This is a genomic window from Paenibacillus sp. FSL W8-0187 (genome assembly GCF_037969755.1).
Taxonomy (GTDB): Bacteria; Bacillota; Bacilli; order Paenibacillales; family Paenibacillaceae; genus Paenibacillus_AQ.
In genome coordinates this window covers 6,115,079-6,138,642 of sequence record NZ_CP150206.1, presented here as the reverse complement: position 1 = coordinate 6,138,642, position 23,564 = coordinate 6,115,079, and the positions used below count along the sequence as shown (strand labels likewise).

Genomic DNA, 23,564 nt, shown 5'->3' with positions numbered 1-23,564 from the left:
AGAACACATTACCCTGGAGAAAGGTACATACATGAAACATATTAGAGGTAACGTATATCTAATGAAAGAAATCAACCGAGCGACCATCTTAAGCTTGCTTCATAGGGAAAAAGCGATGTCGCGTGCGGATATGGCAAAGGTTACGCAACTGAGCGCTACGACCGTGTCCTCTCTGGTGGATGAGCTGATTGCCGAAGGATTCATTGTCGAATCGGGCGAAAAGTCATCGGTTGGTGCGGGGCGCAAGGCCATATCGCTGGAGATTAGCAAAGATAAAGGGTTTGTCATTTCGGTCGGTTTGGGAAACAACACCTTTTACTGCACGCTATCCAATTTCCACAGTGAAATCGTCGCTGAGCTTACAGTTCCGGCCGTAAAAGGAAATGACCAGGTTCTGCAGGCGATATTTCATTGTATCAGCGAGATTGTCCGAATTGCGGGAATCAGTGACTTCTCCCAAATCAAAGGAATCGGCATTGCTTCTCCGGGTATTGTTGACGAGGGTAGCGGGACAATATCGTACGCACGTTATCTGAATCTGAAGGATTTTGAGATCATCAGGCTGCTTCAGTCCCGTTATTATAATCTGCCTATTTACGTCATGAACGACACCAATGCCGCTGCATTTGCGGAATATTATCTGGAGACGAGTCCTAGCGTTAAGAACGTGTTATATGTATGGATATATGAAGGTGTCGGAGCCCGGTTTATCGTGAATGGCCAGGTCTATTCTGGGTACAAAGGAAGAGCAGGAGAGGTCGCCCTGCTGCATGATAATTGGTTTAACAGTACCTATGTGCTGGAGCAGGCGCGGAAAAGGGCAGCCAAGCATGGCTGCCCTGTACCTCAAACCATTGAAGATGTTGTACAAGCGTATGAACGCGGGGAAATTTGGATCGAGACGATGATGAATCGAAGCCTGCTGTTTTTGAGCAGGGCGGTTGCGGTCATGATGAATCTGTTTGGCCCGCAAAAGACCATTTTGGACGGGTGGTTCATGACATCACCGAAATGCATTCAGAAGATTCACGATCATCTGGCCAAATTTGCGGTGGATGGTTTATATGACTCGAATTGGGTTTCCCCTGCGAGTTTAGGCAAAAGAAATTATGTAATCGGCGTAACCACGATGGTTTTGCATCAGCTGTTCAAAGGTAAGATTTCGTTAACTTGACCATTGACTTTACAAGTAAACTGTCCTGAAAGTACCGGTTATCAAATCCGGAACATGATATTTCCAAGGCGGTTCAGTTTATTCGCAAATTTAATAAATGAAAAAGAGACCCTGAGGGGTCTCTTTTCTATATATTGAAGCACAGAAGGTCGCGTTTCTGGCGTGGGCGGCCCGAATATCGGTATCCGGGGAGCCGCCGTTGGCATCGTTTATTTAAGATTGATCGTTCCGAAAATCGAATTTTTACTTGGATCTCTAAAGGTGATAGAACTAATATCCATATTTTCTGGAAGGTTGAGCGTAACTTGAATAGTTTTTGTCTCACCTTTTAGTAGATTGGTATGGTCATAAGAAGTAGCTGAACTGATCTTCTTGCCACCAATAGTAGCGCTATCAAAAAAATCTAATGCACTCCATGCAAATTGGTTTGTCGGTTCTTCGTTTAGCGTTGCTTCAAATTCAATAACAGCGAACTTGTTTCCTTTATCAGCAATCATACCAGATGTCGATCCAGGTCCAGATGGGATGAAGTTTGTATAGCTTACACTGTTAACTTTTAGTGTCATATCACCTCGAGTAGCGGTTTCATTAAGTTTGAGTGTTAGTGGTGTCTGTGTTGCATTGGTTTGATTGGAATTTACTTGGGGATTTGTTGGTGTTTGTGATCCAGTCTTCAATTCTATTCTCTTAGCCTTGTTATCGAAAGAAGATAACTCAGCGTTTAACATTTCAGCAACCTCACGAACCGGAAGGTAGGTTGTACCTTTGTATATAATTGGATCAGATTTGAGATTTTGCTTTTGCCCATCTACGATAATCGTGAATTTTGATAAAACAGCTTGAATTGTACCGGGTGCTGCAGCTGCAATTGTTGCCGATCCAATCATCATGCCAAGTGCTAGAGTGGTCATAGTTTTAACAAACGAATTCTTCAAGTGATACAACTCCTTTTTTTGTCAAGTATAACACTTATTACGGCAAAATCTGGGTAAAATTTTTAGCAGTTAAACCAACAATTTGCCCACGATTGTGATCAAGTTATCGCAATATAAGTAATATGATCGCATCGGCAAAGAACTCTGTTGGCTAAGGCTAACGGGGTTCTTTTAGTATGGTGATCGTCAAGGTGCGCATCGCTCATATTGACTTGGCTAAATGTCAAAGCAAATTGGAAACCAGTTCCATTGCATCAGAAAATTATGAGATTTGTTGGATATCAATTCCAGGGAATCCAATGAATAATGAAAAGGAATTGAAGAAATTGACAATCTCACAAATATCATTTGCTAATGGAGGTAGGATTGTGTTTAGAAAATATTCACGATTATTGATGGCGTGTTTTGCCGGATTGCTGCTGATGTTCGGATTAATGCCCGGATTAAGCCAAGCGGCTACCGATTCGGCACAGTCAACTGTCGAATGGTCCAGGGATTACGGAAGTAACTCCGCAGGGAATGAAGTGATCCCGACTTCTGATGGCGGCTATATAGCCGTTGGAGGTATCTTCGAGGCTGGAAAGTATCAAAAGGCTTACATTTTAAAGCTTGATGCAGAGGGCCAGGTTGAATGGGAACAGAAGCCTATGTATCCTACTACGAATAGTATGGCATACCGGGTCATTGAGACGAAGGACGGCGGATATCTCGTAGCCGGTAACACGAATTCAGAAGACGTACCGATTGTTGGTCAGCTGTATATAATCAGACTGGATTCATCGGGCAATGTATTATGGGAGAAGGTACAGGATGATACAATTCATAGTACCCCGACTGCAATTGTCGAAACGGAGGACGGCGATTTTTTTATAGCCGGGAGTGGGTCCGTAGGCTGGGTTGCCTATGAAAAAGCCTATATTTTAAAGATCGATATAAACGGTGAGACGTTGTGGTATAACAAATACAATTATACAGACAGCGTAGAGTTTAACGACCTTATTCCGGCAAATGATGGAGGGTACATTGCCGTTGGCGGCGTAGGCCGGGCGGAATATGAAACGGGAGACCTGGATGCGATGCTGATGGTCAAAATTGATGATCAAGGCAAAGAAGTCTGGTCGAAACAATTCAAGGACCCGAATAGCCGCTGGACTGCATTTTCCATCACTGCTTCGGAAGATGGGGGTTATGTCATTGGCAGTGAAAAACGTATCGACCGCAATCGTGTGAATGCACTTACCAAGTTGGACCTGAACGGACAGGTACAATGGGAAAAAACATATCGCGACGGGATGAATTCCGAATTTTTTAAACGTCTTGTCCACACAAAAGACGGCTACGCCATGTTGGGAGAACATATTTCTCACAACAGTCTGGATTACAAAAGGCAATACGATGTGCTGAGCGTCGATGGGAACGGTCAGTTTATTAGCAGGGAATTGTTTAAGGGCCCTCCCATCTACCTCGGTGGAAGTGCAGCGGTAACACCTGACGGCGGATTTATTTTTCCGGGAACCGTTGTACGGGGGGACGTGAAGAAGTTCCAGCTTATGAAGCTGTCGCCTTCAGCGGACAGGCCAGTCGAACGTACGCTGACGGGCATCTCGTTTACGGAAAAGGAAAAGAAATTGAAAGCAGGTACAAGCGTCTTTACCGTGCTTCAAGCGGTTTATTCCGACGGCACAAACAGCGATTTGTCCAGCGCCGCGGATTATGTATCGGCGGACAGCGCCATCGTGGAAATCGACGCATTGGGCCGGATTACAGGGCACGAGCCGGGGAACAGCTATGTCGAAGCAGCTTACGAAGGTTTCACAGCCAGATTGAGCATTACCGTGTTCCCGGAAGACTCGGACGAATTCGAACCTGTCTCTGGCTATATCAAGCTGGATTCTGACGAGTATTCGCTTGCGGAAGGCACGATGCTCGACTTGAAGGTCATATTGCGTAACTATATTAACCAAAACGAAATCGACATCACAAGGCAAACAACATTCATCAGTGATCATCCGGATATAGCCGAGGTGGATAAGGAAGGAAACCTGATCGGACATAAGCCGGGAAAAACCCAGATCTATGCCCAGTATAAGGGAAGCATCACTTCGGCCAACGTGCTGGTGGTCCGTTCATCCATTCCGAATGAGAGTGTGCAGTCAGACACCTTAAAGTGAATTCCGCTTGACGATTTTGCAGTGTTTTTGTAATGTATCTCACTGATTCCATACTTCTTTCAATACCGGTAGGAATAATCATCTTAGGACCTGCTTGCTAAGATACTTCTTACCCTCGGTTTCATACGAAGCATTTGGATACATTTGTGTAATGTATGCTGTCAGTTTGACTGGTTCTTTTATAGGTTATGTAACAAGCAAAAAAACAGTAAAAAAGTAAACAGGAATATTTTACTTATAACTCAGTTACATACATTACCGTAAGAATTTGCTTACGAGAGAGCGTGTGCCGATACTCAATCGGCGCACTTTTTTACATTTTGAATCAAAAGAATGAAACAGTTACCTTATTAGGGCCTAATGCTAATGCAACCGTGTTTAGTTACAAGAGAACAACTGGTATTTTTAATGCCTATTATGACTATTCTGTTGCTCAGCGGGAACCGACACATTTAAAAATCGTAATATTACTTCTCCTTCAACCTATGATAAAGGTGAATTAAAGTACAAATGGGGAAATTAAAAAATAGGAGGATTATGAAATGAAGATGTTGCTAAAAAAGAAAAGCATAATTCTTTCACTGGCTTTGGTTATTATCCTTGCAGCAGCTTGTTATTATTATTTTGCCATTTATAATTCTGTTCGCGATGTAAGAACTCACCCAGATTATAAGGGGTACTCAACGGGAGAAGCACTATTTTCTGATGCCCAGTTGATTGTTATCGGAAGGCCCATTAAGGACTTTGAAGATCGTGAAATGACGATTAGAACACTTGAGAATGATATACCTGTGGATTTTTATACGTTAACCGAGATTGAGGTTGAAAAGGTTTTGAAAGGCTCTGAGGAAGACGCGAGTAACCTGAAAGTAATAGAACCCATTGCTCTGAAGCAAACGCTATCAGGTAAAGAAAAATTAGCAATTGGGGATTATACTGAAATGAAGAGCGGCAGCAGTTATATCATATTTATGAAAAAAAATACTTATGGACAATATAGCGTAATTAATTTGCAAGCTGGTAAATTCAATTTGGATGGGACTGATCCAGATGATGTGTATGATGAAAGCGAAAACAAACAAAATATTTTTTCGGAATTGAAAACCTCTCAATATCTGCAGTAGAGAGCTTTATGCAACTCGTTCAAATAGGTTAGAAAAAAGTAACCAACCCGAATGCATGGCAAAGATTGATAAGAATTATGTCTTCGAGGGGCCTCATACAAAAAGAAAAGCCCAAAAATGGGCTTAGGATAAGATAATAGAGCATCTATTCTTAACAAACTATTCCGTCTTCTCAAGCGTGGACACACCGATAAGAACAGAATTCGTGGTTCCGCCACTTACATTCTCAAATGAATAAAATGTTGCCGGCACTCCTCGCATCGTGACATAATCGTCTTGCAGAATATCACCGGTAGAGTGGGCATAAAAACCGATAATGGAGTTATCGTTATCATCTATGATGTGTATTTCGGCAAGGGTAATACCCTCTTCGACTTCATCTTCAATGATATCAACAACGTATCCACTTACCTCGATCATCTGATCCAAATAGGGACTCAGATTTTTGTTGAGGTGGCGGGACGTAATATTTGGATCGACTTCTGCCTTCGCTTTCTTTTGAGCTTTAGGTGTAAGCGCTGGAAACAACTCATAATGCTGAACAAAATAGTTATAGGTGACCTCGTCTAGAGCTCCGTCTTCAATTTCAATTGGGATAACATAAGCCATGATTTCAGCGAAAAGGTTTTCTTCCGTTAATCCTTCGACATTACTGCCAGCGTTAGCATTCGCATCTTCCACCTGATTACTAACTTTAACGATTTCGAACGAGTCCATTATGTTTTGGACACTCGCTTTTCCTCCATTATCGTAGGCTGTCTTGGAATAGGAAATGGAGAGCGTGTAAAGCTCATTGCCGTTTGAGGCAAAATATTGGGTCAATATCACTTGGACATTTGACTCTCCATGAGTGTATTCAGATTCCAGAATCCCCGCTGCCTTCTTGGGAATGTCGATGTAGTTCAGTTTTTTGAAATCTTGGATTAATGGTCCCCCATCTCCATTGGTTAAACCTTGAACGGCAGCGTTAGCTGCTTCCTCTGGAGTAGCTGACGATTCCTCGATAACGACATTTAAATTATCAACAAAAGCTCCTTGGGGGTTAGGATTTACGAATGCCGCAATGACTTGAGGGATGTTAAGCTCTGCATCCTTCCAAGTCGAAGGGTAGGAAAAGGAAAAATTCTCCCCTTTAAATGATTGAGTCTTGTTAGGTTCTTCATTCTTTTCCTTATTGTCAGAGGCGGTGTTTTTTGCCGCTTCATTTTCCGGGGTTGAAGGGGGGGACGAAGTTTCGGCTGCGTCTTTCCCTGAACTGCATGCAGTCAACATGACCAATAACAACAGGATGAACAGAGCTGATTTTGCCAAGCGTTTCATTTCTTCTTCTCATTTCTTGAGTCCCTATCGGCTAGGGGATTTGCTTGCACGGAAATTTTCCGTCGCTTGTTGTTAACCCGTTAAAACAGGAATATTATAGAATAGTCTATCAGAACTAGGTATATATTTCTATGTTTAAAGCGAAAGAGTAAGGATATTGTAGAATTATAGAAGTTAATGGGAGAATCGAACTATTCCTTGTGAATATTAGCCTTTCTCATGTCTCACCATAGTGATTAAAGGAGTACTCACAACTTTTTATGTTCCCCTAATGAAGCTTTAAGGTTTCATTAAGCTGCATATCTTAAGATGGAATCACCTCTTAACAATAGATTAGGAGCCCCTCTAATTCCGTGGTTAGAGGGGCTTCTCTTGTTTACATATCTTTTTTGTCCATTCGTGGTTTGATTATTGCAATTTTTTTGGGCTATGATAGACTAGTATTTTTTATAGCAATACAAATGTTGTAAAGAGAGTAGGAGAGTTATGGAAGATTTCATCTTGTGGTTGAAGTACTTGCTGCTGGGTATCGTGCAGGGGGTTACGGAGCCGATTCCGGTATCCTCCAGCGGTCATTTGATTGTCGCGCAGAGACTCATGGGCATGGAGCAGAATGGACTGTCGTTTGAAATTCTGACTAATACGGCATCATTAATTGCGATTGTATTTATCTTTCGCAAGGATTTGCAGAGACTGATCGTGAACGGCCTAAGTTATTTGCGCACACGAAAACCGGAGTATAAATCCGATTTCATGTTTATTCTGTATATTATTGTAGGTACGATTCCGGCCGTCATTATCGGTCTGTTGTTCAAGGATCAGATTGAAGAAATATTTGCCTCTGTACGTACGGTAGGCGTTGCGCTGCTGTTCACGGGGGTCGCTCTTTGGCTGATTCGGAATCTTCGTGGACGCAAGCTGGACAATGACCTGTCATTCAAGGACGCGCTTATCGTAGGTTTAGCCCAGGCGGTTGCGCTGATCCCGGGTATTAGCCGATCCGGTTCGACCGTCATTACGTCGATCGCTGTGGGGATGAAGCAGGAGACAGCGCTTCGGTTTTCCTTTATGCTGTATATTCCTATAAGTCTCGGCGGCATGGTGCTGGGCGTGTCGGATATCACATCGGATCCCAACTTTTCTTCGTTGCTAATCCCTTATCTGATTGCGTTCATTGCTACATTGATCTGTACCTATTTTGCGATGAAATGGTTCATGAATATCATGGCGCGCGGGAATCTGAAGTATTTCGCTTATTATTGCTTTGTTGTCGGTATTTTGCTGCTTGTCTTCTTATAAGAATGGAGAAGGGCTCCCATAAGTTCTTTGAACTTGGGGGGGCTTCTTTTCATACGTTGGGAGAGGACTAGAATCAGAATCCGCTGGGATATAAGAAGAAGGTTTGAGGGGTAACTAAAAAAGGGAGAGTGATTATGATGACAAAATGTCCTTTTCGGTCCATCATTACATCGGAGGAGGAGCTTCGGGACCTGTTCGGCGAGTCCAATCATGTGGTCAAACATAAGGCGATTGATCGATTGGATCATCACTGTAAAGATTTTATTGCCAAGAGTCCATTGCTATTTATGTCTACTTCGGACGCATCCGGTTACTGCGATGCTTCGCCGAGGGGAGATGCGCCGGGGTTTGTGCATGTGATGGATGAATCCTGGTTGATTATTCCGGAACGGCCGGGCAATCGCCGCTTTGATTCACTGCGAAATATTTTGTCCAACCCTAGGGTCGGCATCGTGTTTGTCATACCGGGATTGAAGGAGACACTGCGAGTCAACGGCAGTGCCGTTCTGATCAGGGACGAAAACATTTTGGAGCAGCTCAGCGTACAAGGCAAACAGCCATGGCTTGGCATCGGAGTACGGGTTGAGGAATGTTATATGCACTGCGCAAAAGCCTTCATACGGTCCCAAACATGGAATCCTGATTCCTGGATATCAGGCGAGCAGCTGCCGAATCCGTCCCGGATCATTGCGGATCATGTGAATCAAGATCGTGTGACGGAGGAATCAGTTACTCAAGGATTACGGGACAGCTACAACAAGCGTCTCTATTGATATTCATTTATAATAGATGTAGCGACATAGGGAAACGATATAAATGACGGTCAGATTGAAGATAAGGGGACCAATAGCTTTGATAACGACCAGAGAACAAATTGTAGACCGATTACATAAAGGAATACAGACGCAGGAGCGACTGATTGGCGTTGCGGCAGGGGCAGGGATCTCGGCAAAATATGCGGTTAAGGGCGGGGCAGATTTGATACTGGCCCTGAATTCGGGCCGTTTTCGGCAGATGGGGCTTGGCTCCCTGGCGGGTTTCATGCCCTATGCGAACGGCAATGAAATGGTGATGGAATTCGGTTCGCGGGAGATTCTTTCGGTGGTCGGTGACATACCGGTGATCTTCGGTCTGTGCGGGACAGATCCAACCATTCAGCTTCCTGATTACTTGGCATCCATCCGCGGCAGCGGTTTTGCCGGCATAATCAACTATCCGACCGTGGGAATGATTGATGGACAGTTCCGTGAAGCCCTGGAGGAAGAAGGCATCACCTATTTGCAGGAGGTGGAGGCCATTCGGGCTGCCCATGAGCAGGATATGTTTACGATGGCCTTTGTTTTTACTCCGGAGCAGACGAAGTGGATGCTGGAGGCTGGGGCCGATATCATCTGCGCCCATTTAGGCGTCACGGCAGGCGGGTTGATGGGCACCACGAAAGCATGGTCGCTGGAGAAGGGGGCGGAAATCGCCAGAAACATATTTGAAGTAAGTGACGCTTCGGGCAGGCGGCCGATCAAGCTGGTATATGGCGGCCCCGTCCATACGCCGATCGATGTTCAGTATATGTATGACAACACGTCAGCCATGGGTTACGTGGGCGGTTCGAGCTTTGAACGAACACCGACGGAAGAGGCCATCGTGGATGCCACGTTTCGTTTTAAGGCAACGGGCCATCTGGAGCAGGATCGGCAACTGATGGAGAAGCTCTCGGGGCTCGAAGAGCCGATGGATTATGTTGCCTACGTGAAGGAATATGTTGCCGAGAATTACGCGGACTCCATTTCAATGAACGAGCTGGCAGAGCGTATTCATGTTTCTCGAACGCATCTGAGCGCGCTTTTTAACAGGGAAGTGGGATGCAGCTTTCCGGAATATATAGCTAAATACAGGATTCACAAATCACAGGAGATCATGAAGCACAGCAAACTGTCCCTGGGCAGAATAGCCGAGCTCGTGGGCTACCCTGACTATGTTCATTTCAGCAAAACCTTCAAAAAATACGCTGGAACTTCTCCCCAATCCTACCGTCAGCATCTGAAAGACAAATATACATAAAGATCGTACATCGATACGATCCTTTTTATTTGAAAGCGCTGTATTATGGTCTTGTAGGGATCCTATACCGGACCTGTCAGGACGGGTGCAAGCGATCCTGAGATGAGATATGGAGGAGGTCTGCACGGTGAAGACGGTAGCTATTGCGGGGACATTTGATTCGAAGGGTGCCGAGTTTTCATACGTTAAATCCGTTATCGAGAGCTTGGGGCTAAAGACGTTTATGATCCACAGCGGTGTGTTTGAGCCGATGTTCACGCCGGATGTATCCAACATCGAAGTTGCAGCGGCAGCTGGTGTGGATATACGTGAGATTGCGGCTCGAAAGGACCGTTCCGCAGGGACTGAAGCATTGGCTCAAGGAATGGAAAAAATCGTACCGAAGCTGTATGCAGAGGGCAAATTTGATGCCATGCTGTCATTCGGCGGCACTGGAGGTACTTCGATCGTCACGGCGGGCATGAGGGCATTGCCGATCGGCGTTCCGAAACTGATGGTGTCCACGGTCGCATCCGGCAATACGGCACCTTATGTGGGGACAAGTGACATTATCATGTTCCCGTCCATCGTGGATGTATCGGGACTGAATTCGTTTTCCACCAAAATATTCACGAACGCGGCACATGCGATTGCCGGTATGGTTCAGTTCGAATCGGCGCCCCCGATGGATAAAAAGCCGCTGATTGCAGCGACGATGTTTGGGGTTACGACCCCGTGCATCGATTATGCCAGGGCGCATCTGGAGTTGCATGGTTATGAAGTGCTAGTATTTCACGCAACAGGTACGGGCGGACAAACGATGGAAAGCCTAATTGAGGCCGGATATATAGACGGTGTGCTGGATTTGACAACAACGGAATGGTGCGATGAGCTGGTGGGAGGCGTTTTGGCGGCTGGTCCGCATCGTCTAGAAGCCGCCGGTCGCTGCAAAATACCGCAGGTCGTATCAACCGGAGCGCTGGATATGGTCAATTTCGGTCCATATGATACCGTGCCGGAGGCATTCCGGGAACGGAATCTGTACAAGCATAACCCCTCGGTTACGCTGATGCGGACCACGGTTGAGGAGAACCGGCAGCTTGGGGAGTTGATTGCAGACAAATTGAATATGTCGCAAGGACCTACCGTACTGATGCTTCCTTTGCAGGGCGTATCGATGCTCGATGTAGAAGGTGAAGCATTCCATGGACCGGAAGAAGATAACATGCTCTTTGATACGTTAAAACAACGCATAGACCGTAAAACCGTTGAATTGATCGAGATGAATACCGACATCAATGATCAAGCTTTTGCCGTGGCTGCGGCCGATAAGCTGATGGAATTGATGAAACGGCAATAAGTCTGGCGCAGGTTACAGGTTTACACACTCATACTCAAGTATTCACACTGAAGGAGGACATGATCATGGCAATGACAACAAGAGCAGAAGTGTTAGCAAAATTAAAATCAGAAGTAGCAGCGGGTAAAGTATTATTGGGAGCGGGAGCAGGGACAGGCATCTCGGCCAAGAGTGCCGAAGCCGGTGGTGTGGACTTGATTATTATATACAATTCGGGGCGTTACCGGATGGCTGGGCGCGGCTCGCTCGCCGGACTGATGGCTTACGGAGATGCGAACCAGATTGTGGTGGACATGGGAAACGAGGTACTGCCGGTCGTGAAGCATACGCCAGTATTGGCGGGTGTTTGCGGCACGGATCCGTTCCGGATCATGGATATTTTCCTCAAGCAGCTTAAGGAGCAAGGATTTGCCGGTGTGCAGAACTTTCCGACGGTTGGCTTGATTGACGGCGTATTCCGGGCGAATCTGGAAGAGACGGGTATGGGCTATGATTTGGAGGTTGAGATGATCCGGAAGGCGCATGAGCTGGATATGCTGACTACTCCGTATGTGTTTGATGTCGATCAAGCGAAGAAGATGGCTGAAGCCGGAGCCGATGTCCTGGTTGCCCATATGGGCCTTACCACCAAAGGAACCATAGGTGCGAAAACAGCATTGACACTCGACGATTGCGTTGAAAAGATTCAAGCGATCTGTGATGCCGGTAAAGCCATTAACCCGGACATTATGATTCTGTGCCATGGTGGTCCGATTGCAGAACCTGAGGATGCGGCGTATGTATTGTCCAGAACCAAGGGAGTCGAGGGATTCTTCGGAGCTTCCAGCATCGAGCGTTTTGCCACCGAGGTCGGCATTAAGCAGCAGACAGAGGCATTCAAGAATATCTCGAAATAAATAGGTAGCCTGATACAGAATGATCGGAATCATATGGAATGAAAAGGACTCCCGGGAAGGGAGTCTTTTTTGGTGTACGGTGGGAAGGTAATCGGACTGATCGGGCTAAACTTGCATGTGGTTCCGAAAACGAGGCGTAAACAACCCATTTAGCATCCGGCGACGTGACCTGCGGTTTCGCTTAATCATCATCCTTGTGCTTGCTCTTGGATGCAGCTATAGCAAAGGCAATAATAATTATAGGAATGAAGATAAACCAAGGGATCGTAATTGTCGTCCCCAATAACAGGGCAAGCAGCAATAATACCACCATGCCAATGATCAAGTACAGGCAGCCTCTGCCGAACGTCTCCATCATCCATCAGCTCCTTTTGACAAGGATGACGTTATGGACAAGGTCTAAGTTTCACGAATCATGATAAAAAGGCAGAAGCCTTGCCCTTGCCATCACGCCCTTGCGGTCACGCTGACAATGAATGAAGGTTTCCACCCAACCTCAGTGTAAAGTATGAAAAGCATACCAGATCAAGTCTTCTTTTTATCGTTGTTCATCTTTTGCATTCATCTTGTAATCCTTCAGCGCGCTGAGATTAGCTCTGGAATTTCCAAGGGACGGTTTCTGATCGTAATACAACTGCCTTTTGCTACCGGGTTGCCTCTCTTTGAATAGGGTAAGCAATCATGATAGTATCAGGAAGGAACCAGTGGATGAAGGGGGCTTGAAGGAGTGGCTAATATTAAAGAGATTGCCAAGATGGCAGGCGTTTCGGTGTCAACGGTATCCCGGGTGCTGAACAATCATCCCTATGTCAGAGAAGATAAGCGGACACGCGTGTTGGAGACCATGAAACAGCTGAAATACGCCCGGAATATGAATGCGGTCCATCTGATTACAGGGAAAACGATGAATATTGCTATCATGCTGCCGTTTATTAATCATGCCTACTTCTCCTTGCTGATGGAGGGAGCCGGCCAAGAAGCGCTTGCCGCTAGCTATCGCCTGATCCTGTGCCAAACTGGGTATGCGCCAGATAAGGAAGTGGAAGTGCTGGAGATGCTGCGTAACCGCGAGATTGACGGCATCATTATTTTATCATCGGCCGTGACTCCAAAACAGATCGAAGCCTACTGCGCTTACGGACCGATCGTATGCTGTCAGGATGCGGGCGAACGATTATTTTCTTCTATATATATAAACCATGCGGAGGCATTTCGCAGTGCCATGCAATATTTGATAAAGCGGGGACATCGACGCATCGGCTTCACGGTGGGAAGACTGGACAGTCCGAGCACGAGAGCGCGCCAAGTGGCGTATGAAGAAGTGCTTAAGGAGATCGGAGAGCCTTACCGACAGGAATGGATATTGGATGGCTGTATCGATCTGGAGGACGGTGCGGCGATTATGGATCGACTGTCCGCTATGGAGGAACGTCCAAGTAGTTTGCTGGTAACGGGTGACCATGTGGCCGCCGGATTGATCTATGAAGCCGAGAAGAGAGGACTGTCCATTCCGCAAGAGCTCGCTGTCATCGGATTCGACAACCAGCCGATCGGTAAAATGCTGGGTCTCACCACGATTGATAACCGACTGTTTGATATGGGCTCCGAGGCCTTCAAGATGCTGTATGCGCATATTCAAGGGGAGCAGGAAGAGCCGATTCGCAAGGAGCTTGCCTTCGAGCTGATCGAACGTTCATCGGTATAATGGCTGCATAGCCAAGTTCTAACAAACGGATTACAAAGTTCGACAATTATGATATTCTTATTTATGCAAGTTCCATGTTTCACAACGTTAACGTCTGCAGCTGTCTGCAGGCGTTCTATTCTGTATTATAGAAGGAAAGGAGCATAACCAAGTGGATGCCCTTGAACAGTTTAAAAAAGCTTCCCGAATCAAAGTAATTCCTGTTATGCTGATTCCGGTTGCTTTGGGAGCACTCGGGGCTTATGTATGGACAGGTGAAGTTCATTTAGGCCTCTTTTTATTGACCTTGATCGGGAGCGGCGCTGCCCATCTGTTCTCCAATATGGTGAACGATTTGTGGGATTATAAGAATGGAACGGACACGGAAGCGCAGGAGCATGTGGATGCGATCTCCACGAACTCCGGTTTTCTGACGAAGGGCGTCTGGTCGCTCCGTAAATTCGAGATCGTTACCTGGACGCTGTTCGGGATTGCTGCGCTGAGCGGGATTATCCTCAGTTTGATCAGTGGCTGGTGGGCTTTCGTCTTCGGCGGACTTGGCGGGTTGATCGCTTATTTCTATGTCGCACCGCCAATTCAATTCGGATATCGCGGCAAGGGTTTCAGCGAGATTGCGATTCTGCTATCCTTTGGTATTTTGCCGGTGATGGGCGCATACTACGTTCAAACCTCACATATGGATGTCCGGGCGCTGCTGCTGTCACTGCCCATCGGGCTGCTGACCACGCTGATTTTGTTTAATCATCACTTTTTGCATTGGCAGGCGGACCGTCAGGCCGGGAAGAAGACCCTGGTTGTGGTATGGGGTGAAAAGAGAGCCCTGAACTTCTCTCGAGTTCTGCTGCTGCTGGCATGCTTGTCTTTGATCGCCTGCGTATTGGCCGGGGCGCTTCCGCCTTACGCATTAATTGCACTGCTTACGATGATTCCGTTGTATCTTGTCTATGGAAGACTGAAGGACAGCAACCGCTCCGAAGCGTATTTACCGCTGATGGGCGCCTCAACGATGACGACTATGCGCTGCGGCGGCATGCTGATCCTGTCATTGCTCATCCAGGGAATCATTCAGACTTTGTAAGGAAGAAGGGGAATTAGATGGAACAACAACGCGTTTTTGGTGATTTTCACTCTATCCTGTCCGAGACCGGGACTTGGAAGATCGGCGGTTTCCCGCTGCCGGACGGTTCATTCTGGGAATATCGCGAGCCGAATGCGGTCGTGATCGTCCGCAACGGCATCCTGTACGTGCGCGCGCCGCTGAGCCGCCAGAATGATCAGATCCAAATTCTCGATAATGCCAAGCATATGTATTATTCCAACGAAGAGGTGGAAGTGCCGGAATCCGGCGAGGTCACGTTCGAGCTGCAAATTCGGGCACGCACCCAAGGTACGGTTCCCGGCGACTTGTATGACGGCTATGTATCTTTGAATCTGCTTGATTTCAGCACGGGCGCAGCACTGGACTTTTTTGCTTCGAATGACAAGTATGCCAGCGTGTATGCCGTTCTGCCGTTCCCGGGTGTGCAGGTGCCGGAATCGGACAAGACCCGTTACTTCTGCATTTTCAAAGAGGAGGATACACACTTCACGCCGCGGGAATTCAACACATATAAAATCACGTATAACCGTGCCGAGGACGAAGCAATCTTCTACGTGAACGGCGAAGAGATCCGCCGGGAGAAGAACATCCCGATCAAGTTCAACAAATTCACTATCGCGCTTGGCATCATGACCGAAAAAGACCTTACGCCGCAGGGCAGCGTATCCGTGCATGGACAAACCGTCATTGCCGAATACTCTCCCGTAACGGTTACGATAAAAGAGTAGCACTTATATAGTAGTAAAAAGATCATGCTCATTTTTGTAGGCATGATCTTTTTTTGTGAGAGAAGGACGAGCTGCAGTAGTGCTCGTGCAATGTTACGAGGCCGTATCAGGGAAGGCTGCAAGCCCCCAAAAGGCCAAGGAAGCTAGGCCGACAAGCCTGTGAGTCCCAAGAATTCACAGCATGCCCGGCAATCCGGGTGTGAAAAGATCGGAGCCAGCCAAGAGTAGAAGATGTATCGTTGGAGGAAAGCAAGCCGATAGGCTTGCTTGATTAAGAGGGACAGCAATTGGGCACCAGCAGCCCCTACAAGCTAGGCCGACAAGCCTGTGAGTCCCAAGAATTCACAGCATGCCCGGCAATCCGGGTGTGGAAAGATTGGAGCCAGCCAAGAGTAGAGGATGTATCGGTGAGGAAAGCAAGCCGACAGGCTTGCTTGATTAAGAGGGACTGCACTGGGCACCAGCAACCCCTACAAGCTGTGCCGGCAAGCCTGTGAGTCCCCAAGGGGATTCACAGCAGGACCGGCAATCCGGGTGTAGAAAGATTGGAGCCAGCCAAGAGTAGAGGATGTATCGGTGAGGAAAGCAAGCCGACAGGCTTGCTTGATTAAGAGGGACTGCACTGGGCACCAGTAACCCCTACAAGCTGCGCCGGCAAGCCTGTGAGTCCCCAAGGGGATTCACAGCAGGACCGGCAATAAATCAGGCTAGCTGACCGTGTTGAACGGGTCAGCTTAGCCCCTCCCCCGCCCAGCCCCCAAAAGGCCATCCCTAATGAAAGGGATGGCTATCTTTTGGTGGGTGGAAAGATTGGAGGCCAGCAAGAAATAGAGGATGTATCCGTGGAGGAGACCTGGCGTTCGCCTTTGAAACCGGGAAAATACCGCAAGAATATCATCCTGTTTTCCTGGTTTCAACAGCGACCGGAACGGATACATCCTCCTCTGACCAGGCCGACAATCTTGAGCACGAAAAGAAAAAAGCCACCCCATATACCATGGGATGGCCTATTTTTACTTCAGATCCTCAATCGAATTTGCCTCCACGTAAGACGGAACCACCAGGCCGGTTTTTACGCCTTCCATGTTAGCGCCAAGGTCTTCGACTTGGTCCTTGAACTTATCCCAATAGTCGGCATGCGTCAATGGAAGCCATGCTGCTACGGTTGCATCCACGTCGCCATTGGCAACGCCGGTCCACATTGGGCCAGCTTCTACTTGAAGCGCGTCAACTTTGTATCCGAGCTTCTCTTCCATGATCACTTTCAGCAGGTTGGTGCTGGCAATCTCCGAATCCCAGGCTACATAACTGAACTTGAAGCTTTTGCCGTCAACCGGCTGAACGCCTTCAAGCCAGGCATCCACTTTCTCTGCGTTGCTGTCTGCCCATTCTTTAGCGGCAGCCTCAGGGTCTTGGCCTTCTTGGATTGCCGTCATAATCTGACCCATATCGTCGGATGTCCACTTGAAATTGCTCAGGAACTTGTAAGCTTCCGGATGATCTTCTTTCAGTCCAAGACGGACAACGGTGTGGATCTCTTCCGCTTCACCGAATACTTTCTTCGGATCTTCCAAATACTTCAGGTCATATTTGGCAAACATCCAGTGCGGTGTCCAACCGGTAATAATGATGGGATCTTCGTTCTTGATGGCTTTGTTAAGGGTTGCGGTCATGGCAGCACCGGAGCCTTCGATCAGTTTCCAGTCGGTCAATCCATATTCATCAATCGCTGCAGCCGCAGCTTTCATAATACCTGCACCTGGATCAATACCGATGATTTCATGTTTCACTTGGTCGCCGAGGGAAGCAGTAGCACCGCCGTCAGTCCCTTTGTCCGTTGTTCCATCCGTGCCGCCGTTTCCGCCCTGTCCGCAAGCAGACAGAACCAAAATAGCAGCCAAGCTTAGCAGCAACCAAAACTTTTGTTTCTTCAAAATTAAGCACCCCTTTTTTTCGTTTTAAATATATTTTGTGTAAAGCGGTCGAGGACAATCGCCAAAATGACGACAGCCAAGCCAGCTTCAAACCCTTTACCAATTTGCAGCTGAGTTACGGCCCGGTAGACCTCAGCACCGATACCTTGGGCACCGATCATCGAAGCAATAACGACCATTGACAAGGACAGCATGATGGTCTGGTTAATGCCGGCCATCAAGGTCGGCATGGCCAGCGGAAGCTGAACCTTGAACAATTTCTGCCCGGAAGTCGAACCGAATGCATCTGCAGCCTCCGTCAGTTCACCTGATACTTGCATAATGCCAAGGCGGGTCAGGCGAATCGTTGGCGGAATGGCGAAGATAACCGAAGCGATAACCCCTGGAACTACGCCCAAGCTGAAGAATGTGACGGCAGGGAGCAAGTATACAAACGCCGGCATGGTTTGCATAAAGTCGAGAACCGGTATGATCACGCGGGATGCCGACTTGCTGTAGGCCGCCCATATACCCAGAGGAACACCCAGTATAACGGAGATCAAGGCTGCCGTGATAACCAGACTGAGCGTGCTCATGGTCTGTGACCAATAGCCCAAGTTATCGATGAGCAGAAAACCGATGGCTGTAAACAATGTCAACGGCAGACGGCCTAATAGATAGGCAATGACAGCCAGGATGACAATGAACAGGTACGGATGAGGGAGCATGAACAAATCCGTAAACAGCTGCACAACGTTTTTGATAATGAAGGAGATGGCGTCAAAGAAACCGGAGAAGACGTCTCCCATCCATTCGACCAAGGAATCAACCCAGCTTGCGAGAGGGATCTTAGGCATCTTGCGTCACCTCCTCGCTCTTGCTTTCTCCGGCCAGGGCACCAAGAACAGCACCGCGGACGATAACGCCCATCAACCTGCCGGTCTCATCCACAACGGCCAATGGCACTTTAGCCATACTCGTAATTTCAAACAATTCATTCAGCAATGTATCGGGTCCAACACTCGGACCGTCTGTGATGAGAATATCCTCAAGCTTGCGGTTATTCTTCATGGCATCGGATGCATCTTCGGCCGTAATGACGCCAAGCAGCTTCTTGGAACGGTCAATGACGAACAGGTTCGAAATCCCCCGTTCACGCATCAGCTCAAGCGCCACGCGAGGTCCACGATCCATCGTAATGGTCTCCGGACGGCGCATAACCCGTGATGCGGTAAGCACCTTGGACAGATCCACATCTTCCACGAACCGCTCAACATAATCGTTGGCAGGCTGGGTCAAGATTTCTTCCGGCGTTCCGATCTGTACAATCGAACCGTCCTTCATCAAGGCAATGCGGTCGCCGATCCGAAGAGCTTCGTCCAGGTCATGAGTAATGAACACGATGGTTTTTTTCATTTTGTCCTGAAGTTCGATCAATTCGTCCTGCATGTCTCTGCGGATGAGCGGATCCAATGCGCTGAAAGCCTCATCCATCAGCAGAATCTCCGGATCATTGGCGAGTGCACGGGCAAGCCCGACACGCTGCTGCATGCCGCCGCTAAGCTGATCGGGCATTTTTTCCTCCCAGCCTTTCAAACCTACAAGCTCGAGCGACTTCATGGCCGCTTCGTGCCGCTTGCTTTTGTCTATCTTTTGAATTTCCAATCCGTATTCCACATTCTCTACAACCGAGCGATGAGGGAATAAGGCGAATTTCTGGAACACCATGCTGATTTTTTTGCGACGTACATCACGCAGCTGTTCCTTGTTCATTTTTCGGAGATCCTTGCCGTGAATCAATATTTCGCCCGATGTTGGTTCAATCAACCGATTTAGCAAACGGACCAACGTAGATTTACCGCTGCCTGACAACCCCATGATGACAAAAATCTCGCCCTCGTGGATATCGAAGCTGACACGGTTAACGCCAACCGTTATATTTTTTTCTTTCGCAATTCGCGCTTTACTCCAGCCTTGCTCCAGCAATTGAATCCCTTGTTCCGGATTCGCGCCGAACAATTTGCTGACTTTGTTAACTTGCAGAATAGCCAAAAGTACTCCTCCTTTTTATTGTATAGAGACGCGTCCATTTGACCGAGTCTTCTTATTCCTGTCGTCTCGTAAACCCATGTCACCCATTGTAACAACCGATACGTAAAGTATCAAACGTTATATCCGTACGTAAAGTACGTACAGTAAAAACTGTACAAAGTTATCCTTTGAAATGCTCCCATATGCTCCGATATCCTCTAGAGTGATCTTCTTTACTTTTAAAATAGCTTTCCCTACAATAGATCAGAGAATGTGTGTGGATCAGGGCTTGTTTAAATTTCATGGAGATCGTTCACACTACACTTCGAGTCCACCTAGTTTTGTTATATTGACATGACTTCTTGGATGGTTACAGATAGAGGAGGCTGCAAGCATGGGCTTGTACCATTTAGATGATGAACGGCAGGCAGCCGTGCATAAGATTCGTAAGCGTGTCATTGAAAATATTGGACGGAATATGGATTTGTACGGCATTCCACTCTCAACGGGACATTTATACGGATTGCTTTATTTTGCGGATAAACCGATGAACCTCGATGAAATGGGACAGGAAATGAAGATGAGCAAGACCAGCATGAGTACAGGCGTGCGGACGCTGCTCGATTATAAAATGGTAAACAAGGTGTGGGAGAAGGGTTCCCGCAAGGATTTGTATGAAGTGGAGTATGACTGGTACCAGACCTTCTTGGATTTCTTCGATATTAAATGGCGTAAATCGGTGGAGAGCAACATTTTGGTCCTGCGCAAAGCGCTCGACGAAACGGAGAAGCTCCGTAAAGCGCATGAAGATGACGAAGAGCTGGCAGCGGTGCTGCAAGAGGATCAGGCGAAGATGCGCGAGGCCGTTGCTTACTATAAATGGCTGGAACGATTGATTGATACTTTTGTGGATGGCGATATCTTTAATTATGTGCCAAAAGAGCCGCCAGAGGACAAATCCTGATATTGAAAATGGGGGAATTCCCCAGTATAATGTGGAGTAAGGCAATGCTTACCTAAGAGGTACAACCTGATTTTATCGGGTTGTGCCTTTTTTTGTTATCTGGCATCGCCTAAGGGTGAATCATCGAATGCAAGTGCATAGGGTGCAAAAATAGTCAGGAGGGGTTAGAATGGTCAATATGTCCTCAAGAATGGTAGAAATTGCAGATTTTCCATCGGTTAACTTAAGCAATACCCGAAGTTTGTATGTATACCTTCCACCCAGTTATCATGAGAATACGGAGAAGCATTATGCCGTACTCTATATGCATGACGGGCAGCATGTATTTTCAGCGGATGAGCGAGGCGGCTCGTGGGATATGCATGTCACCGCAGATCGGCTGGTGTCCGAAGGACGGATGCAGGAGATTATCATCGTTGGCATCGCAACGGTTCCTCATCAAAGACTGAATGAATATTTCCATGACAATCCAAGGATGCATCAGGTGTTCGATCCCCCGTTTGCCGGCGAACGGTATGAGTTATTTATTATCGAAGAGGTTTTACCATATATCAATGAGAACTTTCGCACGTTGAAGGGTCCGGAGCACACGGCCATGATGGGTTCGTCTGCGGGCGGGATTGTCACCTACAATATCGGCTTTAGAAGGCCGGATGTGTTCGGAAGCATTGCGGTCATGTCGCCTTATTTCGTCAAAGCCTATTTTGATGCTCAAGGAGAGCTAAAGGAATATCCTTTTTATGAAAGATACGGTACGCATCCGAATCTTAAGGTATGGCTTGATATGGGCGGCGCGGAAGGGGTCTTCATGGAAAAATACGCACGGGAGGAAGCAGCACGCTTGATCCAAGACGGCTTTGTGCCGGGAGAAGATCTCATGCTGTTTCTTGATCCGGGAGCGGCTCACAGTCAAAGCGACTGGGCAGGCAGAGCGCAAGCGCCGCTGCTGTATTTTTTCGGCGACATTGGAGAACCAACCTCGATTAAGCTGCATGGTGATGGAGTCGTAGGGGTGAAAGGGCCTGTCAAACAATTGAATCCGGTCATTACATACGACAGCGGATTTGTACAAACGTTGATGAACGGAACTTATCATGTTGAGGAGCCGGAATGGCTAACGCTGCTGCCGAACGGAACGCTGAAGCCTAGAATTCCTGGCAGCACCCGGGTTACGCTGCAAATGGGAGGCTTGAGTGCAGATAAAGAGATTACGATCGTGGAAGAGCTGCCTGAGCTTGTGAAAATCGCGATTCAAGTGAAGGTACCGCCTTCCACACCGGTTTCCCCCACAATCTATGCCGGATTTGAGATTCCATACTGCGGAGATGGCCTATATAGGGGAAGTGCGATGGTACCTCATGGTTTGTCTTTTACGTTCAAGGTATCAAGAGGGTTTGGACTGCACGAAAAGATCGGGGATCCTAAAGTTAAACGGCGTTCTTTTACAGCATCGTCCGAGATGGAGCTGTTGTATGAGGTTGAGGACTGGGATACTTGAATTACTAAATTGCATTGAATTGTAATGGAGGATGAATAGGCATGACCATCAGATCAGCAAAACCACAAGATGCAGCTGCAGCGATAAGACTGTTGTACGATGCACTGCACGACGTAGCGCATCAATTAACAGGGGAAAACAGTGAAGAGAAAGTGCTTGAAGTGCTGGAGCAATATTTCCGGGCGGACGAGGGCAGGCTCAGTTACCGACAGGCTGCCGTGAAAGAGATCGACGGCGAGGTGGCTGGTATTATCGTTGCTTACGGCGGTGATCAAGCGGCCGAATTGGATCGTCCGATTCTGGATCGTTTGCGTAAGCTCAAGAATGACCCTTCCGTAGCGCTGGATAAAGAAGCGGACGAGGATGAGTACTATATCGATACGTTATCGGTTTCTCCGCAGTTTGGAGGTAAGGGGATTGGTTCGGCCCTTATACATCACGCGGAGAATCGGGCAAAGGAGCTGATGTATCGTAAAATTGCTCTTGCCGTGGTGACGGACAATCATCGCGCTCATTCTTTGTACGAAAGAAGAGGTTATCAAACAGATAAGGACATCTTGATTAACGGGCATGTTTATTATCATATGGTCAAACCGGTTTAGAAAAAAATAAACAATTTATAAGCCGCCTATTTACAAATGGTAATAGGTGGTTTATTATTGTGTCATACCGATCTAGAAAATTAGAATGATAAATTAAATTGGAATGAACGAAAATAACCGTATGAATTACACAATTAGAATGTCTATTTTAATTTAGAATGGAGTGTTTGCGTCATGGATCAAGATCATAATCAGAGTATCGAAATATCGGTGGAACAAGCGAAGCTGCTCGGCAGCGCTCAGCGGGTGAAGATTCTCGGAACCATGCTGGATATGGCCAAAACTGCCAAACAAGTAGCAGATGAATTGGGAGATTCGCCGGGAAGCATTCACTATCATATTCAGAAGTTATATGATGGTGGATTAATAGATTTGGTGGAGACCCGGACCGTCGGCGGCATCGTAGAGAAATATTATAAATCCAAAGCGAAGTGGTTTAACACCAAGGGAACGCAAATGGTAGACCCGGTTCTTGCCGAAGATTATGCAGCGGCCAGCCGCACAAGGATAAGCCTGAGAATGCAGCTGAACGCCGAGCAATACGAAGAAATGACGAAGGAATTCAGAGAACTGCTCGAAAAATGGGTGACCAAGACCCTTGCGACAAAAGGGGACGACAGCAAGGAATATGCGGTAGGGATCAACGTGGTTTCGACGGAAACGTCCGAATAGGAAGGGGCTTCTTTAGCCCCTTCTCTCCAAAACTAC

21 protein-coding genes are annotated in these 23,564 nt (G+C 47.2%); 15 read left to right on the top strand and 6 right to left on the bottom strand.

What is annotated here, in order from left to right:
* Positions 1-31 precede the first annotated feature (31 nt).
* Complete coding sequence (locus MKY48_RS27785) at positions 32-1,174, top strand: ROK family transcriptional regulator (RefSeq protein WP_339291743.1); 1,143 nt, start codon at positions 32-34, stop codon at positions 1,172-1,174.
* A gap of 209 nt (positions 1,175-1,383) precedes the next feature.
* Here MKY48_RS27785 and MKY48_RS27780 read toward each other — a convergent pair whose 3' ends face one another.
* The gene (locus tag MKY48_RS27780) at positions 1,384-2,109 is read right to left on the bottom strand and encodes a stalk domain-containing protein (RefSeq protein WP_339291742.1); all 726 of its coding nucleotides are present in this window, start codon (positions 2,107-2,109) and stop codon (positions 1,384-1,386) included.
* 368 nt (positions 2,110-2,477) lie between these two features.
* Here MKY48_RS27780 and MKY48_RS27775 point away from each other — a divergent pair, with 368 nt between their 5' ends.
* Positions 2,478-4,280, top strand: a complete 1,803-nt coding sequence (locus MKY48_RS27775) for a hypothetical protein (protein WP_339291741.1) — start codon at positions 2,478-2,480, stop codon at positions 4,278-4,280.
* A gap of 542 nt (positions 4,281-4,822) precedes the next feature.
* A complete protein-coding gene (locus MKY48_RS27770; protein ID WP_098748743.1) occupies positions 4,823-5,404 on the top strand; it encodes a hypothetical protein in 582 nt (193 codons plus the stop codon).
* Positions 5,405-5,563: 159 nt separating this feature from the next.
* Here the strand turns inward: MKY48_RS27770 and MKY48_RS27765 are convergent, their stop codons facing one another.
* Positions 5,564-6,724, bottom strand: a complete 1,161-nt coding sequence (locus tag MKY48_RS27765) for a hypothetical protein (RefSeq protein ID WP_339267788.1) — start codon at positions 6,722-6,724, stop codon at positions 5,564-5,566.
* 486 nt (positions 6,725-7,210) lie between these two features.
* Between MKY48_RS27765 and MKY48_RS27760 the strand changes: the two genes are divergently transcribed.
* The 5 genes from MKY48_RS27760 (at position 7,211) to MKY48_RS27740 (ending at position 12,316) form a co-directional block, all read left to right on the top strand.
* Entirely contained in the window at positions 7,211-8,023 is an 813-nt protein-coding gene (locus MKY48_RS27760; protein ID WP_076324692.1) for an undecaprenyl-diphosphate phosphatase, read from the top strand.
* 137 nt (positions 8,024-8,160) lie between these two features.
* Entirely contained in the window at positions 8,161-8,796 is a 636-nt protein-coding gene (locus MKY48_RS27755; protein ID WP_339273685.1) for a pyridoxamine 5'-phosphate oxidase family protein, read from the top strand.
* 79 nt (positions 8,797-8,875) lie between these two features.
* Positions 8,876-10,081, top strand: a complete 1,206-nt coding sequence (locus MKY48_RS27750) for a phosphoenolpyruvate hydrolase family protein (protein ID WP_339267785.1) — start codon at positions 8,876-8,878, stop codon at positions 10,079-10,081.
* Between the two features lie 127 nt (positions 10,082-10,208).
* The gene (locus tag MKY48_RS27745; protein ID WP_339267784.1) at positions 10,209-11,420 is read left to right on the top strand and encodes a Tm-1-like ATP-binding domain-containing protein; all 1,212 of its coding nucleotides are present in this window, start codon (positions 10,209-10,211) and stop codon (positions 11,418-11,420) included.
* 65 nt (positions 11,421-11,485) lie between these two features.
* Positions 11,486-12,316: a phosphoenolpyruvate hydrolase family protein gene (locus MKY48_RS27740; RefSeq protein WP_098748738.1), complete on the top strand. Its 831-nt coding sequence runs from the start codon at positions 11,486-11,488 to the stop codon at positions 12,314-12,316.
* A gap of 181 nt (positions 12,317-12,497) precedes the next feature.
* Here MKY48_RS27740 and MKY48_RS27735 read toward each other — a convergent pair whose 3' ends face one another.
* Positions 12,498-12,674, bottom strand: a complete 177-nt coding sequence (locus tag MKY48_RS27735) for a hypothetical protein (RefSeq protein WP_179090683.1) — start codon at positions 12,672-12,674, stop codon at positions 12,498-12,500.
* A 369-nt stretch (positions 12,675-13,043) separates the two neighbouring features.
* On the opposite strand from MKY48_RS27735, the gene MKY48_RS27730 reads away from it, so the two are divergent.
* From MKY48_RS27730 to MKY48_RS27720, 3 genes are all read left to right on the top strand, one after another.
* The gene (locus MKY48_RS27730; protein WP_339267781.1) at positions 13,044-14,021 is read left to right on the top strand and encodes a LacI family DNA-binding transcriptional regulator; all 978 of its coding nucleotides are present in this window, start codon (positions 13,044-13,046) and stop codon (positions 14,019-14,021) included.
* Between the two features lie 151 nt (positions 14,022-14,172).
* Positions 14,173-15,099, top strand: coding sequence for a prenyltransferase (locus MKY48_RS27725; RefSeq protein ID WP_339267779.1), 927 nt, complete (start codon positions 14,173-14,175; stop codon positions 15,097-15,099).
* 17 nt (positions 15,100-15,116) lie between these two features.
* Positions 15,117-15,848, top strand: a complete 732-nt coding sequence (locus tag MKY48_RS27720) for a DUF6081 family protein (protein ID WP_127593381.1) — start codon at positions 15,117-15,119, stop codon at positions 15,846-15,848.
* Between the two features lie 1,013 nt (positions 15,849-16,861).
* On the opposite strand, the gene MKY48_RS27715 is transcribed toward MKY48_RS27720, so the two are convergent.
* The 3 genes from MKY48_RS27715 to MKY48_RS27705 are packed head-to-tail and all read right to left on the bottom strand — an operon-like array spanning position 16,862 to position 19,813.
* Positions 16,862-17,782, bottom strand: a complete 921-nt coding sequence (locus MKY48_RS27715; protein ID WP_076324683.1) for a glycine betaine ABC transporter substrate-binding protein — start codon at positions 17,780-17,782, stop codon at positions 16,862-16,864.
* A 2-nt stretch (positions 17,783-17,784) separates the two neighbouring features.
* Positions 17,785-18,618, bottom strand: coding sequence for a proline/glycine betaine ABC transporter permease (locus tag MKY48_RS27710; RefSeq protein ID WP_076324682.1), 834 nt, complete (start codon positions 18,616-18,618; stop codon positions 17,785-17,787).
* Complete coding sequence (locus tag MKY48_RS27705) at positions 18,611-19,813, bottom strand: glycine betaine/L-proline ABC transporter ATP-binding protein (RefSeq protein WP_076324681.1); 1,203 nt, start codon at positions 19,811-19,813, stop codon at positions 18,611-18,613. Before MKY48_RS27705 ends, MKY48_RS27710 begins: the two co-directional genes overlap by 8 nt.
* 373 nt (positions 19,814-20,186) lie before the next feature.
* On the opposite strand from MKY48_RS27705, the gene MKY48_RS27700 reads away from it, so the two are divergent.
* From MKY48_RS27700 to MKY48_RS27685, 4 genes are all read left to right on the top strand, one after another.
* Positions 20,187-20,756 (top strand): GbsR/MarR family transcriptional regulator, encoded by a 570-nt coding sequence (locus MKY48_RS27700; protein WP_339267776.1) that lies wholly within the window; start codon positions 20,187-20,189, stop codon positions 20,754-20,756.
* A 169-nt stretch (positions 20,757-20,925) separates the two neighbouring features.
* A complete protein-coding gene (locus tag MKY48_RS27695; protein ID WP_339267774.1) occupies positions 20,926-22,254 on the top strand; it encodes an alpha/beta hydrolase-fold protein in 1,329 nt (442 codons plus the stop codon).
* A gap of 41 nt (positions 22,255-22,295) precedes the next feature.
* A complete protein-coding gene (locus MKY48_RS27690; RefSeq protein ID WP_339267772.1) occupies positions 22,296-22,856 on the top strand; it encodes a GNAT family N-acetyltransferase in 561 nt (186 codons plus the stop codon).
* A gap of 174 nt (positions 22,857-23,030) precedes the next feature.
* The gene (locus MKY48_RS27685) at positions 23,031-23,528 is read left to right on the top strand and encodes a winged helix-turn-helix domain-containing protein (protein WP_076324677.1); all 498 of its coding nucleotides are present in this window, start codon (positions 23,031-23,033) and stop codon (positions 23,526-23,528) included.
* Positions 23,529-23,564 lie beyond the last annotated feature (36 nt).

Bases quoted from the DNA above. Each gene is read 5' to 3' on its own strand.
- MKY48_RS27785 (WP_339291743.1), top strand. From the start codon at position 32: ATGAAACATATTAGAGGTAACGTATATCTAATGAAAGAAATCAACCGA.
- MKY48_RS27770 (WP_098748743.1), top strand. From the start codon at position 4,823: ATGAAGATGTTGCTAAAAAAGAAAAGCATAATTCTTTCACTGGCTTTG.
- MKY48_RS27765 (WP_339267788.1), bottom strand. From the start codon at position 6,724: ATGAAACGCTTGGCAAAATCAGCTCTGTTCATCCTGTTGTTATTGGTC.
- MKY48_RS27760 (WP_076324692.1), top strand. From the start codon at position 7,211: ATGGAAGATTTCATCTTGTGGTTGAAGTACTTGCTGCTGGGTATCGTG.
- MKY48_RS27755 (WP_339273685.1), top strand. From the start codon at position 8,161: ATGACAAAATGTCCTTTTCGGTCCATCATTACATCGGAGGAGGAGCTT.
- MKY48_RS27740 (WP_098748738.1), top strand. From the start codon at position 11,486: ATGGCAATGACAACAAGAGCAGAAGTGTTAGCAAAATTAAAATCAGAA.
- MKY48_RS27735 (WP_179090683.1), bottom strand. From the start codon at position 12,674: ATGATGGAGACGTTCGGCAGAGGCTGCCTGTACTTGATCATTGGCATG.
- MKY48_RS27720 (WP_127593381.1), top strand. From the start codon at position 15,117: ATGGAACAACAACGCGTTTTTGGTGATTTTCACTCTATCCTGTCCGAG.
- MKY48_RS27710 (WP_076324682.1), bottom strand. From the start codon at position 18,618: ATGCCTAAGATCCCTCTCGCAAGCTGGGTTGATTCCTTGGTCGAATGG.
- MKY48_RS27700 (WP_339267776.1), top strand. From the start codon at position 20,187: ATGGGCTTGTACCATTTAGATGATGAACGGCAGGCAGCCGTGCATAAG.
- MKY48_RS27695 (WP_339267774.1), top strand. From the start codon at position 20,926: ATGGTCAATATGTCCTCAAGAATGGTAGAAATTGCAGATTTTCCATCG.
- MKY48_RS27690 (WP_339267772.1), top strand. From the start codon at position 22,296: ATGACCATCAGATCAGCAAAACCACAAGATGCAGCTGCAGCGATAAGA.
- MKY48_RS27685 (WP_076324677.1), top strand. From the start codon at position 23,031: ATGGATCAAGATCATAATCAGAGTATCGAAATATCGGTGGAACAAGCG.